This window comes from Sphingorhabdus sp. EL138 (assembly GCF_945882965.1).
Lineage (GTDB): Bacteria > Pseudomonadota > Alphaproteobacteria > Sphingomonadales > Sphingomonadaceae > Sphingorhabdus_B.
In genome coordinates this window covers 66,088-80,975 of the sequence record NZ_CAMCWY010000005.1, presented here as the reverse complement: position 1 = coordinate 80,975, position 14,888 = coordinate 66,088, and the positions used below count along the sequence as shown (strand labels likewise).

The window sequence follows — 14,888 nt, the reverse complement described above, 5'->3', positions numbered from 1 at the left end:
CCATTTCAATATTCGAACGACCAAGCGCCATAATGCCCGAAGTTTGCGGTCATCCGAAAGCTTAAGATCCTGCCCTAGACGTCCAAGTTCGCGACATTGAGCGCGTTTTCGACAATAAAGTCACGCCGTGGTTCAACGACTTCGCCCATCAACTTGGTGAAAATGTCGTCGGCAAGGTCAGCCTGATCAATCTCCACGCGGAGCAGCGAACGGTGATCGGGATCAAGTGTGGTTTCCCACAATTGTTCGGCATTCATTTCGCCAAGACCCTTGTACCGCGAAATCGATAGTCCTTTGCGGCCGGCAATCAATATCGCCTCCAGCAATTCTGACGGACGCGTAATTGCGCCCTTGTTACCGACGCTGACCGCAGTGGTTGCGCGCTTCGCTTGATCGCCAACTGCGTCACCAGCCTCTTCATCGCTCTCGACCTTGTCTATCGCCTCGGCGGCGGCAGCGGAGACTTTGATAAGCCGCGCTGGGGTTTCATAGCTGGCGGTCTCTTCGCTCGCCAACTTGTGCAATTTGCGGGCTTCGGCAGACATTAGGAACGCGGCCTCTATGATGTGATGATCGGTCACCCCGCGCCAGAGGCGTTCGAAATGATAGCCGCCATCTTCGGACACGCGGCCGGACCATTTGCCCTCCACATCTTGCGCAGCCATCCAAGCCGCCCCCTTGGCAACGGCTGCGGTGCGGTCGGTGGCTTCGGGGTCCAGCGCGCCCGTGAGCGCCATGGCCTCGACAATCGTTGGGTCATAACGGCGCGGGACAAAGGCCATCAGGCTGCGCATACGGCGTGCGTGGTCGACCAATGCGCCAAGATCAGCGCCAGCGCGTTGCCCGCCTGCGCCTTCTAACACAACGCCGTTAAGGCCAAGCTCGGCCAGATGGTCATCCAGTGCTTTGTCATCCTTCACATAGATATCGCTGCGGCCCTTCGCGACCTTGTATAAAGGTGGCTGCGCAATGAAGAGATGCCCGTTTTCGATGATTTCGGGCATCTGGCGGTAGAAAAATGTGAGCAACAGCGTGCGAATATGCGAACCGTCAACGTCAGCGTCAGTCATGATCACGATCTTGTGATAACGCAATTTCTCAATGTTGAAATCTTCGCGCCCAATGCCTGTGCCCATGGCTTGAATCAGCGTACCGACTTCCTTTGATGACAGCATCCGGTCAAAGCGTGCGCGTTCCACGTTCAGGATCTTACCCTTCAGCGGCAAAATCGCTTGGTAATGGCGGTCGCGGCCTTGCTTGGCTGATCCGCCTGCCGAGTCACCCTCGACCAAGAACAGTTCGGACTTTGCGGGATCCTTCTCCTGACAATCGGCAAGCTTACCGGGCAGGGATGCAACGCTCATTACCGATTTACGGCTTGCCTCCCTTGCCTTCCGCGCGGCTTCGCGGGCGGCGGCGGCGTCGATTACTTTTTGAATGACAGTGCGCGCATGGCCGGGATTCTCTTCTAACCACTCGCTCATCCGGTCTGCCATAAGGCTTTCCAGCGGCTGACGCACTTCGGAGGAGACCAACTTGTCCTTCGTTTGTGACGAGAATTTGGGATCAGGCAGCTTGACCGAGACAATGGCCGTCAACCCTTCACGCATGTCATCGCCGGTCAGCGTGACTTTCTCTTTCTTTAACACGCCCGATTTCTCGGCATAGTTATTCAAGGTGCGCGTAAGCGCTGAACGGAAGGCCGCCAAATGGGTGCCGCCGTCACGTTGCGGAATGTTATTGGTGAAGCATAATACGTTTTCGTAATAGCTGTCGTTCCACTCCAAAGCGACGTCAATACCAATGCCGTCGCGGTTCGACGTGATCGTGATGGGGTCGGCGAGCAATGCCGCCTTGTTGCGGTCCAGATATTTTACGAACGCGCCAATGCCGCCTTCATAATACAGATCATGTTCTTTGACATCGGAATGCCGGTTGTCGCGCAGCAATATGCGCACGCCGGAGTTCAAGAACGCCAGTTCGCGGTAGCGATGCTCAAGCTTATCAAAGTCAAATTCCAGCACGTTTTTGAACGTGTTGGTGGACGCCATGAAGGTCACGCGTGTGCCCTTTTTGGGCTTGCCATCGACCATAGGCGCGTCACCGCGCACGATCAAGGGGCCTACGGCATCTCCATGCTCAAAACGCATCCAGTGCTCTTTACCCTCACGCCAGATTACGAGTTCCAAAAACTCGGATAGTGCGTTCACCACCGACACACCAACGCCATGCAATCCGCCGGAAACCTTGTAAGCATTATCGTCAGAAGTGTTCTCGAACTTGCCGCCCGCGTGCAGTTGAGTCATGATGACTTCTGCGGCGGAAACGCCCTCTTCCTTATGCATGCCGGTTGGAATGCCGCGACCATTATCTTCGACCGAAACCGAACCATCGGGGTTCAGTTCGATCAGCACAAGGTCGCAATGTCCGGCCAGCGCCTCGTCGATGGCATTGTCGGAAACTTCGAACACCATGTGGTGCAGGCCGCTACCGTCATCCGTGTCGCCAATATACATGCCAGGGCGCTTGCGAACTGCGTCGAGGCCCTTCAGAACCTTGATGCTGTCTGCACCATATTCATTCTGATTGGGGTTGGCTGCGCTATCCGCAGAGAGGTTAAATGGCGGGGTTTCCGCTGTTTCTTCAGTCATCCGCGCACTGTAGGCCCAAAGCCCAAGAAACCCAAGGAAAAGCCCCCAAAATTCGCCTTTTTTCCACAGTCTTTTATGGTTGACGATACCGGCAGTTTTAACCCCGGCATTGCTGTTGAAAATTAGGCGATGCAACTTTTGTATATCGCGCTAAGCCTGCAGACAAACTGGCGAACCGGAGACGGGAATTTAGATGTTGATCGATACTGAATTGGAAAAATCATTTGGTGATTTCGGCGCGCTCATTCGCGCTTGGGGCGAGGAAAAGCCTCATGCGCGTGCGCTTGCCGATAGCAGTTCCGAACTGACGTGGCGCGAACTTGCGCAAGCAACAGCGCGGATAGCCGCAGTGCTAAAGCGCGACGGGCTACAGCGGGGGCAAGCGGTTGCCATATTGGGGACCAGCAATATTCCCTATGCGTTGGTGTATCTTGCCGTCGTGCGCGCAGGGGGTTGCGCTGCACCATTGACGACATCGGCAACGCCCGCGCAGTTGGCCGCGATGTTCAAAGATTCCGGCGCGATGCATTTGTTCGTCGATGCTGCGAAACTGGCTGATATTGAAGGCGTCGATCTGGGCAATGTCAAAATTGTCATGCTTGAAAATGCCGTTGGTGACCATCCGGCACTGACCGACTGGATGGCAGAGGAAGGCGCGCGTTTTGACGCGCCGCCGCCCGCTGCGACTGACCCGTTCAACATCATTTATTCGAGTGGCACCACGGGAACGCCCAAGGGCATTATCCATTCGCATGGCATGCGCTGGCGCCAGATGGCAGGTGGATTCAAGTCAATCTACAACAGCGACACGCGGTCGTTGGTCTCGACGCCTTTATACTCGAACACGACATTGGCGGTATTTCTGCCAACGATCTGTCATGGTGGTTTTGCGCGGATCATGGAGAAATTTGATGCTCTGGCCTATCTTGACCATGCGCAGACCGATCAGACCACGCACACCATGCTTGTGCCAGTGCAATATTCCCGGCTGATGACGCATGTGGAATTTGATAATTACGATCTCAGCAGCTTCATCGTAAAATTCTGCACCAGCGCGCCTTTTGCCGCGGAGTTGAAGGCCGATGTGCTTCAGCGTTGGCCGGGCGGCCTTGTCGAGATTTACGGTATGACTGAAGGGGGCGTTGTGTGCATGTTGCAGGCCCATCACTATCCCAACAAGCTGCACACCGTAGGGCAGCCAGTTACGGGCCATGAACTGATCGTATTGGACGAGGATGACAATCGCCTGCCCGCCGGTGCCAAAGGCGTGCTGACCGGTCGGTCGCCCACCATGATGTCCGGTTACAAAAACCAACCAGAAAAAACACGCGAGATGGAGTGGCGTGACGCGGATGGAAACATTTGGCTGAAAACGGGAGATATTGGCATTGTTGACGAGGATGGCTTCGTCTCGATTGTGGGCCGTGCCAAGGACATGATCATTTCCGGTGGCTTCAACATTTACCCGAAAGACCTTGAGGAATTGTTGGAGGCGCAGCCCGAAGTGGCCGAGGCTGCGGTGGTTGGCATGCCTTCGGAAGCGTGGGGCGAAACGCCCGTTGGCTTTGTGCGGTTGACGGACGCGGCGGCATCGCCTGACTCCATTCTTGCGCGTGTGAACGGGCAGCTTGGCAAGACGCAGCGGATTTCAGTGCTCTACACCATCGACGAAATGCCGCGCAGTCATATTGGCAAATTGCTGAAAACCGACTTGCGCGCTTTGGCGGCAGAGAAGCAAAATGGAAGGTGAATTCGGCCCGGATCTTGCTGCCGTCATTTCTGTTCTGCAGACGGCACTTACACCAGCGTTCCTGCTCGTCGCAGTAGGCAGCCTTCTCAATGTGCTTACTGGCCGACTGGCGCGCATTGTAGACCGCTCACGCGATTTGCAGCGCCAATATCCCAACACTGAAGGCATAGCGCACGAGCGTGTCGTGCGTGAATTGCGGATCATCGAAAAGCGCATGCGCGTCGTGGGTTCGTCCATATTGTTTGCGGTGCTGTCGGCCATTTCGGTGTGCGTCATGATAGTCGCGCTGTTTGTGCTCGGACTGACCAATACGCACGCTGCTTGGGTCGCCGTGGCATTGTTCATGCTGGCCTTGGCGTTATTATCGGCCTGCCTGTTCCAGTTCGTCGGTGAAATCCGGCTGGCGACCTATGCTATCTATGTACCGGAGGAGTATCTCGAGTTACCACCGCCCCCAAAACCTAAGGAACGCAAGCGACACAAGCCGGTTTAGCGCTTAACGCCTTTTTTGCCCAGCTTTTGCACGCGCGCAACGACTTCGTTGCGAATATTGGGGGTCACAAACTTCCCGATTTCGCCGCCGTAAATCGCAATTTCCTTCACCAGCCGAGAGGCAATGGGTTGTAATGACACGTCGGCCATTAAAAACAGCGTTTCGACGCGATCGTTCAATTGGCGGTTCATGCCCGTGAGTTGATATTCATATTCGAAATCCGTGACGCCGCGAATACCACGAATGACGGTGCTGGCACCTTGCGCTTCGGCAAAATCCATAAGCAATGAGTTGAACCCAACAACGCGAATATGCGCCGAACCGATGCTGGCAACTTCGCGCTCGACCATTGCAATCCGTTCATCATCCGAAAACATCGGGGATTTGGCCGCGTTTGTGGTTACGCCGATGATCAATTCATCTACCAATTTTGCGCCGCGCCGGATGATGTCCATATGGCCCAAGGTGATTGGGTCAAATGTGCCGGGATATACGCCAATCCGGTGTGTCATTTAGCGGTCCCTTTCGGTAATATAATTGGCAATGGCGCGCAGAAGATCGGCTTCGGCACCATAAGTCGCCAGATGGTCATTGGCCTGCTGCACAAGCATTTCCGCCTGCTGCTTGGCGCGTTCGAGTCCCATGAGAGATACAAAAGTGCCTTTATTGGCCGCCGCGTCTTTTTGAAGCGCTTTGCCGGCCAGTTCAGGATCACCTTCGACATCCATGATGTCATCGGCAATCTGAAAGGCAAGGCCAATGTCTCGGGCATATCCCCGCAAATGCGTTCGGCCTTCTGTCGGGATATGTCCTAATATCGCGCCCATTTCGACGCTGGCGGCAATCAGAGCGCCAGTCTTAAGCGCTTGCAGGCGCATGATGGTTTGGAGATCAAACGCAGATTTCTCGGCTTCGATGTCCATCATTTGCCCGCCAGCCATGCCTTCCGGACCGCTTGCCAATGCTAGGGTAGATACCAACTCACCGCGCACGAACGGGTCGCCATGCGTTTGCGGGCTCGCGAGTATCTCGAATGCCAAGGCGTGGAGAGAATCGCCCGCCAGAACCGCCGTCGCGTCATCAAACGCGCGGTGCACTGTCGGCTTGCCACGCCGCAGGTCGTCGTCATCCATGCAGGGCAAGTCGTCATGCACCAAAGAGTAAACATGAATGGCTTCGACAGCCGTGCCAACGCGCAAAGCCACCGCACGGTCCACATGGAACAGAGCCGCAGTCGCGGTCACAAGCAATGGACGCAGGCGCTTGCCGCCGCCAATCGCGGCATGGCGCATGGCGGCATATAGGCGGTCCCGCGCGTCGCCGGGTAGCGTCAGAAGCGTATCAAATTCGTGATCAATGTCCGCTGCAATTTGCGCGAGTGAGTCCTGTAATAATGGTATTTGCGTAGCCATAATGCTCATCCGGCATCGAATGTTGTTGTACCCGTTGGCGATCCATCTGGCCCTTGTACGATGGCCTCAATACGCGCCTTCGCCGTATCAAGCCGTTGTTGGCACAAGGCCCGCAACGCATTGCCGCGCTCGTACAAGGCGATGGATTCATCGAGCGGAGCCTCACCGCTTTCCAACTTATGGACGATGTCTTCAAGCGCACGCAGCGCAGTTTCAAAATTCATGTCGGCTACGTCTTGAGTCATTAACCTGCAATGACGTCCGTCGCCGACTGGGTCAAGTGCTTCGCTCCATCGCCATCGGTTGATGACACAGGTTGCCAGCGCGGAAGTGCAAATCAGATCAGCGTTAAACGGACAGGCAAGGCCAAAATGCGCTTCGCGTCACGAACAGGCGTTAATGGAACGTGTGCGTTTATACGCCTGCCTTCAACAACCAGTCGTGAAAGATTTTCACGGCTCTCTGCTTTAGCGCGCGGGGGCGGCACACAAAGTAATAGCTGTAGGGGCTTTCGACTTCTGCACTGAAAAGCCGTGTCAGGCGCGGGTCGCGCGCGTCGGAGAAGTGGCTTCCGTGCATGATGGCAACGCCAAGACCGTTTGCGGCGGCCTCCAGCATCAATGCGCCGCTATCAAGGCTATCGATCGCAGCCGGCTTCAGGCGGGGGGCCCCCATGGCCTGCCGCCATGCGTCAAATATCAAAGGCATGTCACTGTGGACCATGACTGTGTACTTTGCGAGGTCCTCAGGCTTTTCGACCTTATGCTCCTTTGCCCATTTTTCAGAGGCGATGGCGTAAACAAGATTGCGGTCCAAGCGGACACTGTAAAGCTTGGGGTCGACGTCTGCTGCGATAATGATGGCTGCGTCGACGACATCTCCCAGCAGATTTTCGGCATGGCCTGATGTGTCCACATCGATATGAAGCTTCGGGAACGCCTTACGCAGTTCAGGCAAGCGCGGAATCAGTCTTTGCGAACCGAAGAGGGGCAAGAGTCCCAGACGCAGGCGATATTCTCCGCCACGACCGGCCAACTCGTCAACCGCCTCTGCCATTGCGTCCATCGCGGGTTCAACGGCCGCCAGAAGTGTCTCGCCATCCGCATTAATGACCATCGCTTGTGCGCGGCGATCAAACAGGGACTTGCCGATGAAGTCTTCCAGAGCCTTGATACGACGGCTGAGCGCGGGTGGAGATAATGCGAGTTCGCTCGCGGCAGCTTTCGCCGAACCCAGCTTAGCGACGCGCAAAAAGGCTTCCAGCGAGCGTAGGGGTGGCAATCTGCGCATATCATCTCCTAATTTTGTCGCGCTGCAACAAAACATTTCTGCTTTCGCGATCGTGCAAATGCCACGAAAATCACCATAAACCTATAAATTGCAGTTGCATCATTTGCAACAGTAATTGCACTGTTCGCACTTGCACAATAAATGAAACCTAGCCATACGGGAAAAGCCTTATAGGCATCCTCTCCTAAAGACTTTTGAAGGGTCGGCTCCGGTCGGCCCTTTTTTTGTCCAAATTCGGCATGGCCCTTAACACACCCGAAATGATGAAGGCAGTCCATGGCCTAGGTTTCCGGTACCACCAACGCGCGCCGCCCCCAAATGATCAGGAACAGCAAAGACGCAGAAATCAGGATGAATGTGGCAGGTTCCCAATAATTGAACAATGCAACGCCAACCGCAGGCGCGAAAATATAGGCCGCACCATTGATCGAGGCGATCTTGCCCGCAACGTCGCCTTGTTCATGCCGATGGACTGCTAGAGATGCACCCGCCATAAAGCCCGGCCGGAACAGGCCAAAACCAAGCGAGGCAATGGCAAAGCCAGTGCTAATGCCATAAAAATCAAAGCTGATGCCTGTCAAGATCGTGCCTACTAACGCGAGGATCGCGCCCACGAGTACGGAACTTCTCGCGGCAAGTGATAGCATGGGGATGAGGCCCCATTGTGCCAACAAGGTCGCCATTGCGCCAATGAGCATAACTGAGCCGCTGGCTTGCACAGCCTCCCACGGACGATCCTGCAATCCCAGCCGGTTGCGCACCAGAAAACCCACCACGCCCAAAATGATTGCCTGTGCATGGCCACCGATCAAACCTGCAATGAGCCAGGATGCCATTCGGCTATCCCGCCATGGCAGGCGGATTCTGTGGGTGGGCAACGCGGACCCCAAGGCATCACCGTGGACATCTTCATCATCCGGCGAATTCATCGAAGCTGAATTGGGGTAAGTCGCAACGGCACCGCGCGCCTCAAAACGCGGGGTGTCATTGGGCAATTGAACATGCAACGCAATCAACACGGCCACACCAAAGGCGGCAAACATAATGAGCGGTCCAGCCAGGCCGAAAGGTGGGAACAGAAAATAATGCGCGGTGGCAGGGCCAATAACGGTGCCAACGCCAAAAGATGATGCAAGCATCGATAGCGCCTTGGTGCGCTCGGCGCGTTCAGTGCGTGCGGCGACATAGGCCTGAACAGCAGGTGGGGCAGCTGAACCAAAACCGCCATAGAGGCTTCTGAACAAGGCAAACAGGATGAAGGTAACCACTGGACCAATCAGGCCAGCCAGCCCAAGCCACAGCACCAGCCCGCACATGCCCATCGAGGCAACAAAGCCGATGATGCCGACACTCATCAATTGCTTGCGGCCCCGGCGATCCGACAGGCGCGCCCATTTGGGTGCAGTGATAACCCATAACAACGCAGACCAGCTAAAGGCTAAGCTGACCCACACGTCGGGCATATCCAATTCGCTGGCGATTGCGGGAAGGGCGGACTGCATCGCGGTATTGCCAGCCGCCGCTACAAGCATGACGAGGAACAGCACGACAATGCGGCTATTGGGGATAGATTGAACCGCGCTCATGGCTTTTTCCAATCATAACTTCGCGTCACCTGCGCGACATGCAGGCTGTAATCCGAATACCATCGGTCCCGGCCAGCATCGCGAATTGCAGCGTGATCAGGATGATCGCACCATGCTTTTGCACTGGCCTCGTCGGTCCAATAGCTGACCGTTATACCAAGGCCATCTGCGCCACGCACCGAATCCACGCCAACATAGCCCTCTTGTCGTGCGGCGAGTTCATCCATCATCGCGGCAGCCCTCCCGTAGCCATCGGCGTCCAACTCCGTGCGCTGCGCCACAAATATAACCGATACAGTGCTGCAGTTTAGCTTTGCCATGGCTGCGGCATAAGACTGATTTGATCTGCAATGCAAGCTCGGGTCAGGACCACTTAAATTCACCTTCGCGTTTTGGGGCCATTTTACTTCGATATCTTTGCCATTTTGACGCCGCGAAGGTGAATTTAAGTGGTCCTGACCCTAAGTGGAACAGTTAGTTGCTAAACGCAGTTACCCGTCCTGCATCAATTTACGCGTGTGACTGTTTCGTGATAAATTCCCCCGGATCCATCTTATGATATCTTCAAGCTTGGCTAAAACGACGGCGCTGACCCGCATGAAAAGCCGTGCAAGCCGCCTTTTTGGCCCTCGGGCTATCTTCTTTAAAGGCTTTATCAAACATCCGGTGATGGTCGGGTCAATCATCCGGTCATCATCCTTCACCGTGGGAAAAACGCTTGCCCCGGTTGATTGGGACAACACCAAATTGTTCGTGGAATATGGCCCGGGCATCGGTACGTTCTGTTTGCCCATTTTGGACCGCATGCGCCCCGATGCGACGTTGCTGGTCATTGATCTTAAAGAAGATTTTGTCTCATATATGCGTCATATTGTGCGCGACAGCCGCTTCATCGCTGTCCATGGCTCGGCAGCGGATGTGAAGGCAATCATTAACAATTTCGGGTTTGCACATGCCGACTATATTCTCTCCGGCCTGGCATTTTCGACGCTCCCCAATAATCTTGGCCCGGTAATCGCGGAGCAAACAGCAAAGGCGATCCGGCCTGGCGGCGCATTTCTGGTCTATCAATTCCGCGCCCGTGCACGTGATTTCATGGCTCCGCATTTCCGCAAGATCGACAATGGTTATGCCATATGGAATGTGCTGCCTTGCCATCTGTTCTGGGGCTGGAAAGAATGATTAAGGTCCTGACCTTAACTGTTGCGGATCAAACCGAGTTTAATCCGACGGCCAATCGTGTAATCAACCGAATTGACTAAAAAATAGGCAAGGCCGGACCAAAACCGGCTCCAAATAGTGTCCCGTCGCCGTAACAAAATCCGTGTCTGCTCTTCCGATTGGGAGACAAGCCCGTCAATCAGTGTGCGCATATGCAACGCAAGGCCAGCGTCCTTGATGCGCACCATAATCTCCAGATTGATAAACATGCTTCGGACATCTAAATTGGGCGAACCAATATAGACCGTGTCATCAATGACCATCAGCTTCATATGGAGTGGGCGCGGTTGATATTCGAATATCCGGGTCTTACGCCGCAACAAATAGCGGTAAAGCCCACGCGCAGCGGGAATCGTTGCGCCATTATCGGTTTTTCCGGCCATGACGAGGCGCGACCCTTTGTTGCGCCTTGCGGTCTTGGCAAGGCGTCGCAATATGGTTTGGGACGGCGAAAAATAGGCGGAAACGATGTCAAATCTCTTGCCCGTATCCAATGATCGCTTGAACGTGAGTGCCCAAGGCGAAATGCGGTTGGTTGGCCCGCCCAACAGCCATTGCACTTGACCAATTCCGGGGCGCCATTGTCGAATGATATTGCGGATCTGCCGGAAGCTTACGTGGCCGCCGTTCGACGCCTGCGCCACATCTTCGAAATAATCGCTTAGCCGTTGCGCCTGCGGGCCAGACACGATTATGCCGAGATCTTCCCAGCTATCGTCACCGGCACGCCCGAAATAGGAGTCGGCGATATTGAAGCCTCCCACAAGCGCGTGTGCGCCGTCAATGATCAGTATCTTTTGGTGATTGCGGATGAGGTAACCAAGGCCCTTGCGGGCGCTGAAACTGTGATAGTTGCCACCGGCGTCAACCAAAGAGTCGAAAAATCGATTGCTCACCTGTGGTGATCCAAAGCTGTCTATAATCAATTGCACGTGCACACCGCGTGTCGCTGCAGCAACGAGCGCGTCGCGCACTTCCCGGCCAGTTTCATAGGCACAAAACATGTAAAAAAACATGTGAATCGATTTTTGCGCTATCGCGATAAGCTGCAAAACGGCGTTGAGTCGATCTTGCGGCTGATGAACCAAGTGCAAGTCATGGCCCGCGACCTGAAAGTGCGTTCCGGGGAATCCGAGCATGCCTGATTGCACTGTCATGTTGCTAGCGATACCGCTTTGCGCAGCGCACGGCAAGCGACCCGCCCTTTTCATTGACATTTTGGCCTGTTATCTCTAAGCTCTGGTATCTTCTCGAATTTACGAAGAATCAGGAGCCAATATGGCACGCGTTACTGTTGAAGATTGCATCGACAAGATCACCAACCGGTTTGACCTTGTATTACTCGCCGCCGAACGTGCGCGTGAAATCTCTGGTGGCGCTGAACTGACCGTTGACCGTGATCGCGATAAAAATCCGGTCGTTGCTTTGCGCGAAATCGCTGAGGAAACCGTTCGTCCGGACCAATTGAAAGAAGGCCTCGTGCAGTCGCTTCAGAAGGTTCAGGTTGATGAGGATGAAGAAGCCGATGAAGTCGGCTCGATCAGCCTGTCCGCCGAAGCTCTGCGTTTGACCGCCGCTGCGCCAGCACGCGGCGCAGGTATGCAGCGCGATTACGACCGGTAGTTTTCAATATCCGTATTGAATGAAACATGCCCGGCTCGTCCGGGCCTTTTCTTTTGAGGCTTTAGGGTCAGGACCTATTAAATCCACCTTCGCGGTTTGAGGCCATTTTGTTCAGTGCAAGGCGGTAAGCGCAGGACTTAGTGGTTCTGAGTCCAAGCTTGCCAACGTGGCAATGGACAAAATGGGTCAAATCCGAAGGACGTCAAAATGGCTTCGATCTCAAAGCAAAATGCCCTTTCAGGCAGAATAATTGCCTGCGGCGGACATTTTACTTCGATATCTTTGCCATTTTGACGCCGCGAAGGTGGATTTAATAGGTCCTGACCCTAGGTCCGCCCAAGATCGCTTGAGAGATCTTGCGCCACCCAAACATCGCGCGACGTTCCACGCCTTCCGGCGTCGGCGGAGGTATGCGGACTGCGCTTCATCTTTAGCGCATTTTTAGCAGGGAAAACGGCGGATGACTATTTCGCGCCACGCATCGCGGACTGACTGAAGCTGTCGGCGTTCTTTGGGATTCCGGCTGAATTCGCCAATGAACTGCTCTGCGTTCAGTGGGTATTTCTTGGGCGCGCAGAACAAGGGGAGCCCTGCGGCGCGCGCGGTTTCACTCTCAGCTTTGACCAACTTCGCCGCTTCTTCAATAACGCGGATCATGGGCTTCAGGTCTTTTGCAAAGACTGAGCCAAGCCCCTTTTTCTGCAATGTCACAGCTTTCGCAAAAAAGGTTTCAACGTCCATAGCGTTTGCAGGGACGGCGCACAACAGAGCACCCATGACCACAAGCACAGCATATTTCATTTTGCGACCTCAACTCTCTCTCCCCCTGGGGAGGGTAAGGCGTTGAGGCCGCAATAAAAAGCTTAAAACTAGGCACCCTGTGGCGCTGCGCCTCCGACTGGTGCAGATTTGCCGCGTCCCGCCTTTGGTATGGCTGTGCCCACCGTTGGAATGGACGACGGCTTGACGATCTTGCCATCGTCACGTTCAAATTTGCCCGTTTCCAAAAGCTGTTTGATTTCGTCGCCCGAGAGCGTTTCAAATTCCAGAAGTGCGTTGGCCAGCAGGTGCAATTGTTCGTTATGCGACGTCAGCAACTCGGTCGCCCGTTGATGCCCGCCCTCAACTAGCTTGCGGATTTCGGCATCAATCTTTCGTGCGGTCTCATCCGACATAGCGGACCGTTGCGACATGCCATAGCCGAGATAGCCTTCTTGACGCTCTTCATATTGCAGCGGGCCCATCGCATCCGACATGCCCCATTGGGTGACCATGTCGCGCGCAAGGCTGGTTGCATATTGGATGTCGCTGGATGCGCCTGAACTGACCTTGTCATAGCCGAAGATTAACTCTTCCGCCACGCGTCCGCCCATGGATACAGACAGGTTGGCGTGCATTTTATCGCGATGATAGCTGTAATTGTCCCGCTCGGGCAGGCGCATGACCATACCCAAGGCACGGCCACGCGGGATGATAGTTGCCTTGTGGATCGGGTCAGATGCGGCCTCATGTATCGACACTATTGCGTGGCCGGCCTCATGATAGGCAGTCATTTTCTTTTCATCTTCGGTCATGACCATCGACTTGCGTTCGGTGCCCATCATTACCTTGTCTTTGGCATCCTCAAATTCTTGCATAGCGACCAACCGCTTGCCACGACGTGCGGCAAGCAAGGCAGCTTCGTTCACAAGGTTGGCAAGGTCAGCGCCGGAGAAACCCGGCGTACCGCGGGCGATCACGCGGCCATCGACATCAGGTGCCAACGGAACCTTTTTCATATGTACGGCAAGGATTTTGACACGCCCATCAATATCCGGACGCGGCACAACTACCTGACGGTCGAATCGGCCAGGACGCAACAGGGCCGGGTCAAGGACGTCAGGACGGTTGGTTGCGGCAACGATGATGATGCCTTCATTGGCTTCAAAACCGTCCATTTCGACCAGCAACTGGTTCAAAGTCTGTTCGCGCTCATCATTCTGATTGCCAAGGCCAGCACCACGGCTGCGACCCACCGCGTCAATTTCATCAATAAAGACGATGCAGGGTGCGTTTTTCTTTGCCTGTTCAAACATGTCGCGTACGCGGCTTGCACCAACGCCGACAAACATTTCGACAAAGTCAGAACCGGAGATGGAGAAGAAAGGCACGCCAGCCTCACCAGCAATTGCGCGGGCGAGCAACGTCTTGCCAGTACCTGGCGAGCCAACCAGCAAAGCGCCCTTAGGGATCTTGCCACCAAGGCGGCTGAACTTAAGCGGATCTTTCAAAAACTCGACAATTTCCTGAAGCTCTTCACGGGCCTCATCAATGCCGGCCACGTCGTCAAACGTCACCTTGCCATGCTTTTCAGTCAGCAATTTCGCCTTTGACTTGCCAAAGCCCATGGCACCGCCCGCGCCGCCGCCCTTTTGCATTTGCCGCAAGACAAAGAATGCGATGCCAAGGATGAGTAAGAATGGCAGGGCCTGATAAACCAGAAGGAGCAGCAGGCTTGGCTGTTCTGGAGTTTTGACTTCAATCACCACGCCTTTTTCCCGCAGCAGGGGGACAAGGCTGCTGTCATTTGGCAGCGGGATTGTGACGAACGTTTCATCATTCTGCAGCTTGCCGCTGATGCGCTCTGGCGCGATGGCTACGGCCTTAACCTCGCCAGACTCAACCTTATCGCGGAACGACGAATAGGTGATGCCGTTGGTCTGGGTGGATGACCCGCTGAACATAGAAGCCACAAGCAAAAGCGCGACAATGATCGCCGACCAAATGGCCAAGTTGCGGAGCATCGGGTTGCTTTTGGGTCCTTGTTCGTCGTTCATCATCACTGCCTTGTTCTGTGCCCGCGCTAAATACGTGGAGCTACAC

14 protein-coding genes are annotated in these 14,888 nt (G+C 54.9%); 4 read left to right on the top strand and 10 right to left on the bottom strand.

The features are described from left to right. Positions 1 to 74: 74 nt before the first annotated feature. Complete coding sequence (gyrB, locus tag Q0N43_RS03520) at positions 75 to 2,651, bottom strand: DNA topoisomerase (ATP-hydrolyzing) subunit B (protein ID WP_295442599.1); 2,577 nt, start codon at positions 2,649 to 2,651, stop codon at positions 75 to 77. 193 nt (positions 2,652 to 2,844) lie between these two features. Here gyrB and Q0N43_RS03515 point away from each other — a divergent pair, with 193 nt between their 5' ends. Together Q0N43_RS03515 and Q0N43_RS03510 are read left to right on the top strand one after the other, a co-directional pair. Continuing rightward, complete coding sequence (locus Q0N43_RS03515; protein WP_295442596.1) at positions 2,845 to 4,401, top strand: class I adenylate-forming enzyme family protein; 1,557 nt, start codon at positions 2,845 to 2,847, stop codon at positions 4,399 to 4,401. Next, positions 4,391 to 4,894 carry a DUF2721 domain-containing protein gene (locus tag Q0N43_RS03510; protein ID WP_295442593.1) on the top strand — a complete coding sequence of 168 codons (504 nt, stop codon included), beginning with the start codon at positions 4,391 to 4,393 and terminating at the stop codon, positions 4,892 to 4,894. Before Q0N43_RS03515 ends, Q0N43_RS03510 begins: the two co-directional genes overlap by 11 nt. Here the strand turns inward: Q0N43_RS03510 and coaD are convergent. From coaD to Q0N43_RS03480, 6 genes are all read right to left on the bottom strand, one after another. Further along, positions 4,891 to 5,406 carry a pantetheine-phosphate adenylyltransferase gene (coaD, locus tag Q0N43_RS03505; protein WP_295442590.1) on the bottom strand — a complete coding sequence of 172 codons (516 nt, stop codon included), beginning with the start codon at positions 5,404 to 5,406 and terminating at the stop codon, positions 4,891 to 4,893. The genes Q0N43_RS03510 and coaD overlap by 4 nt on opposite strands. Then, on the bottom strand, positions 5,407 to 6,315 hold the full coding sequence (locus tag Q0N43_RS03500; protein ID WP_295442587.1) for a polyprenyl synthetase family protein: 909 nt from the start codon (positions 6,313 to 6,315) through the stop codon (positions 5,407 to 5,409). Beyond that, the gene (locus Q0N43_RS03495) at positions 6,312 to 6,551 is read right to left on the bottom strand and encodes an exodeoxyribonuclease VII small subunit (RefSeq protein ID WP_295442584.1); all 240 of its coding nucleotides are present in this window, start codon (positions 6,549 to 6,551) and stop codon (positions 6,312 to 6,314) included. Before Q0N43_RS03495 ends, Q0N43_RS03500 begins: the two co-directional genes overlap by 4 nt. A gap of 169 nt (positions 6,552 to 6,720) precedes the next feature. Then, complete coding sequence (locus Q0N43_RS03490; protein ID WP_295442581.1) at positions 6,721 to 7,596, bottom strand: LysR substrate-binding domain-containing protein; 876 nt, start codon at positions 7,594 to 7,596, stop codon at positions 6,721 to 6,723. 281 nt (positions 7,597 to 7,877) lie between these two features. Further along, on the bottom strand, positions 7,878 to 9,182 hold the full coding sequence (locus Q0N43_RS03485; protein ID WP_295442578.1) for an MFS transporter: 1,305 nt from the start codon (positions 9,180 to 9,182) through the stop codon (positions 7,878 to 7,880). Further along, a complete protein-coding gene (locus tag Q0N43_RS03480) occupies positions 9,179 to 9,502 on the bottom strand; it encodes an antibiotic biosynthesis monooxygenase (protein WP_295442575.1) in 324 nt (107 codons plus the stop codon). The genes Q0N43_RS03485 and Q0N43_RS03480 overlap by 4 nt, the downstream gene beginning before the upstream one ends. Positions 9,503 to 9,737: 235 nt before the next feature. Here Q0N43_RS03480 and Q0N43_RS03475 point away from each other — a divergent pair, with 235 nt between their 5' ends. Further along, complete coding sequence (locus Q0N43_RS03475) at positions 9,738 to 10,364, top strand: methyltransferase domain-containing protein (RefSeq protein ID WP_295442572.1); 627 nt, start codon at positions 9,738 to 9,740, stop codon at positions 10,362 to 10,364. 14 nt (positions 10,365 to 10,378) lie between these two features. Here the strand turns inward: Q0N43_RS03475 and Q0N43_RS03470 are convergent, their stop codons facing one another. Continuing rightward, complete coding sequence (locus tag Q0N43_RS03470; RefSeq protein WP_295442569.1) at positions 10,379 to 11,560, bottom strand: phosphatidylserine/phosphatidylglycerophosphate/cardiolipin synthase family protein; 1,182 nt, start codon at positions 11,558 to 11,560, stop codon at positions 10,379 to 10,381. A 121-nt stretch (positions 11,561 to 11,681) separates the two neighbouring features. Between Q0N43_RS03470 and rpoZ the strand changes: the two genes are divergently transcribed. Next, positions 11,682 to 12,026, top strand: coding sequence for a DNA-directed RNA polymerase subunit omega (gene rpoZ / locus Q0N43_RS03465; RefSeq protein ID WP_295442566.1), 345 nt, complete (start codon positions 11,682 to 11,684; stop codon positions 12,024 to 12,026). Between the two features lie 441 nt (positions 12,027 to 12,467). Here rpoZ and Q0N43_RS03460 read toward each other — a convergent pair whose 3' ends face one another. Next, positions 12,468 to 12,827 (bottom strand): hypothetical protein, encoded by a 360-nt coding sequence (locus Q0N43_RS03460; RefSeq protein WP_295442563.1) that lies wholly within the window; start codon positions 12,825 to 12,827, stop codon positions 12,468 to 12,470. Between the two features lie 68 nt (positions 12,828 to 12,895). Further along, positions 12,896 to 14,842, bottom strand: coding sequence for an ATP-dependent zinc metalloprotease FtsH (gene ftsH / locus Q0N43_RS03455; RefSeq protein WP_295442560.1), 1,947 nt, complete (start codon positions 14,840 to 14,842; stop codon positions 12,896 to 12,898). Between the last annotated feature and the right edge of the window lie 46 nt (positions 14,843 to 14,888).

What these genes read in the sequence shown, in the direction of transcription:
- ftsH (WP_295442560.1), bottom strand. Translation starts at nt 14,842, where the DNA reads ATGAACGACGAACAAGGACCCAAAAGCAACCCGATGCTCCGCAACTTG.
- gyrB (WP_295442599.1), bottom strand. Translation starts at nt 2,651, where the DNA reads ATGACTGAAGAAACAGCGGAAACCCCGCCATTTAACCTCTCTGCGGAT.
- Q0N43_RS03495 (WP_295442584.1), bottom strand. Translation starts at nt 6,551, where the DNA reads ATGACTCAAGACGTAGCCGACATGAATTTTGAAACTGCGCTGCGTGCG.
- Q0N43_RS03485 (WP_295442578.1), bottom strand. Translation starts at nt 9,182, where the DNA reads ATGAGCGCGGTTCAATCTATCCCCAATAGCCGCATTGTCGTGCTGTTC.
- Q0N43_RS03510 (WP_295442593.1), top strand. Translation starts at nt 4,391, where the DNA reads ATGGAAGGTGAATTCGGCCCGGATCTTGCTGCCGTCATTTCTGTTCTG.
- Q0N43_RS03460 (WP_295442563.1), bottom strand. Translation starts at nt 12,827, where the DNA reads ATGAAATATGCTGTGCTTGTGGTCATGGGTGCTCTGTTGTGCGCCGTC.
- Q0N43_RS03515 (WP_295442596.1), top strand. Translation starts at nt 2,845, where the DNA reads ATGTTGATCGATACTGAATTGGAAAAATCATTTGGTGATTTCGGCGCG.
- rpoZ (WP_295442566.1), top strand. Translation starts at nt 11,682, where the DNA reads ATGGCACGCGTTACTGTTGAAGATTGCATCGACAAGATCACCAACCGG.
- Q0N43_RS03470 (WP_295442569.1), bottom strand. Translation starts at nt 11,560, where the DNA reads ATGACAGTGCAATCAGGCATGCTCGGATTCCCCGGAACGCACTTTCAG.
- Q0N43_RS03475 (WP_295442572.1), top strand. Translation starts at nt 9,738, where the DNA reads ATGATATCTTCAAGCTTGGCTAAAACGACGGCGCTGACCCGCATGAAA.
- Q0N43_RS03500 (WP_295442587.1), bottom strand. Translation starts at nt 6,315, where the DNA reads ATGAGCATTATGGCTACGCAAATACCATTATTACAGGACTCACTCGCG.
- Q0N43_RS03490 (WP_295442581.1), bottom strand. Translation starts at nt 7,596, where the DNA reads ATGCGCAGATTGCCACCCCTACGCTCGCTGGAAGCCTTTTTGCGCGTC.
- Q0N43_RS03480 (WP_295442575.1), bottom strand. Translation starts at nt 9,502, where the DNA reads ATGGCAAAGCTAAACTGCAGCACTGTATCGGTTATATTTGTGGCGCAG.
- coaD (WP_295442590.1), bottom strand. Translation starts at nt 5,406, where the DNA reads ATGACACACCGGATTGGCGTATATCCCGGCACATTTGACCCAATCACC.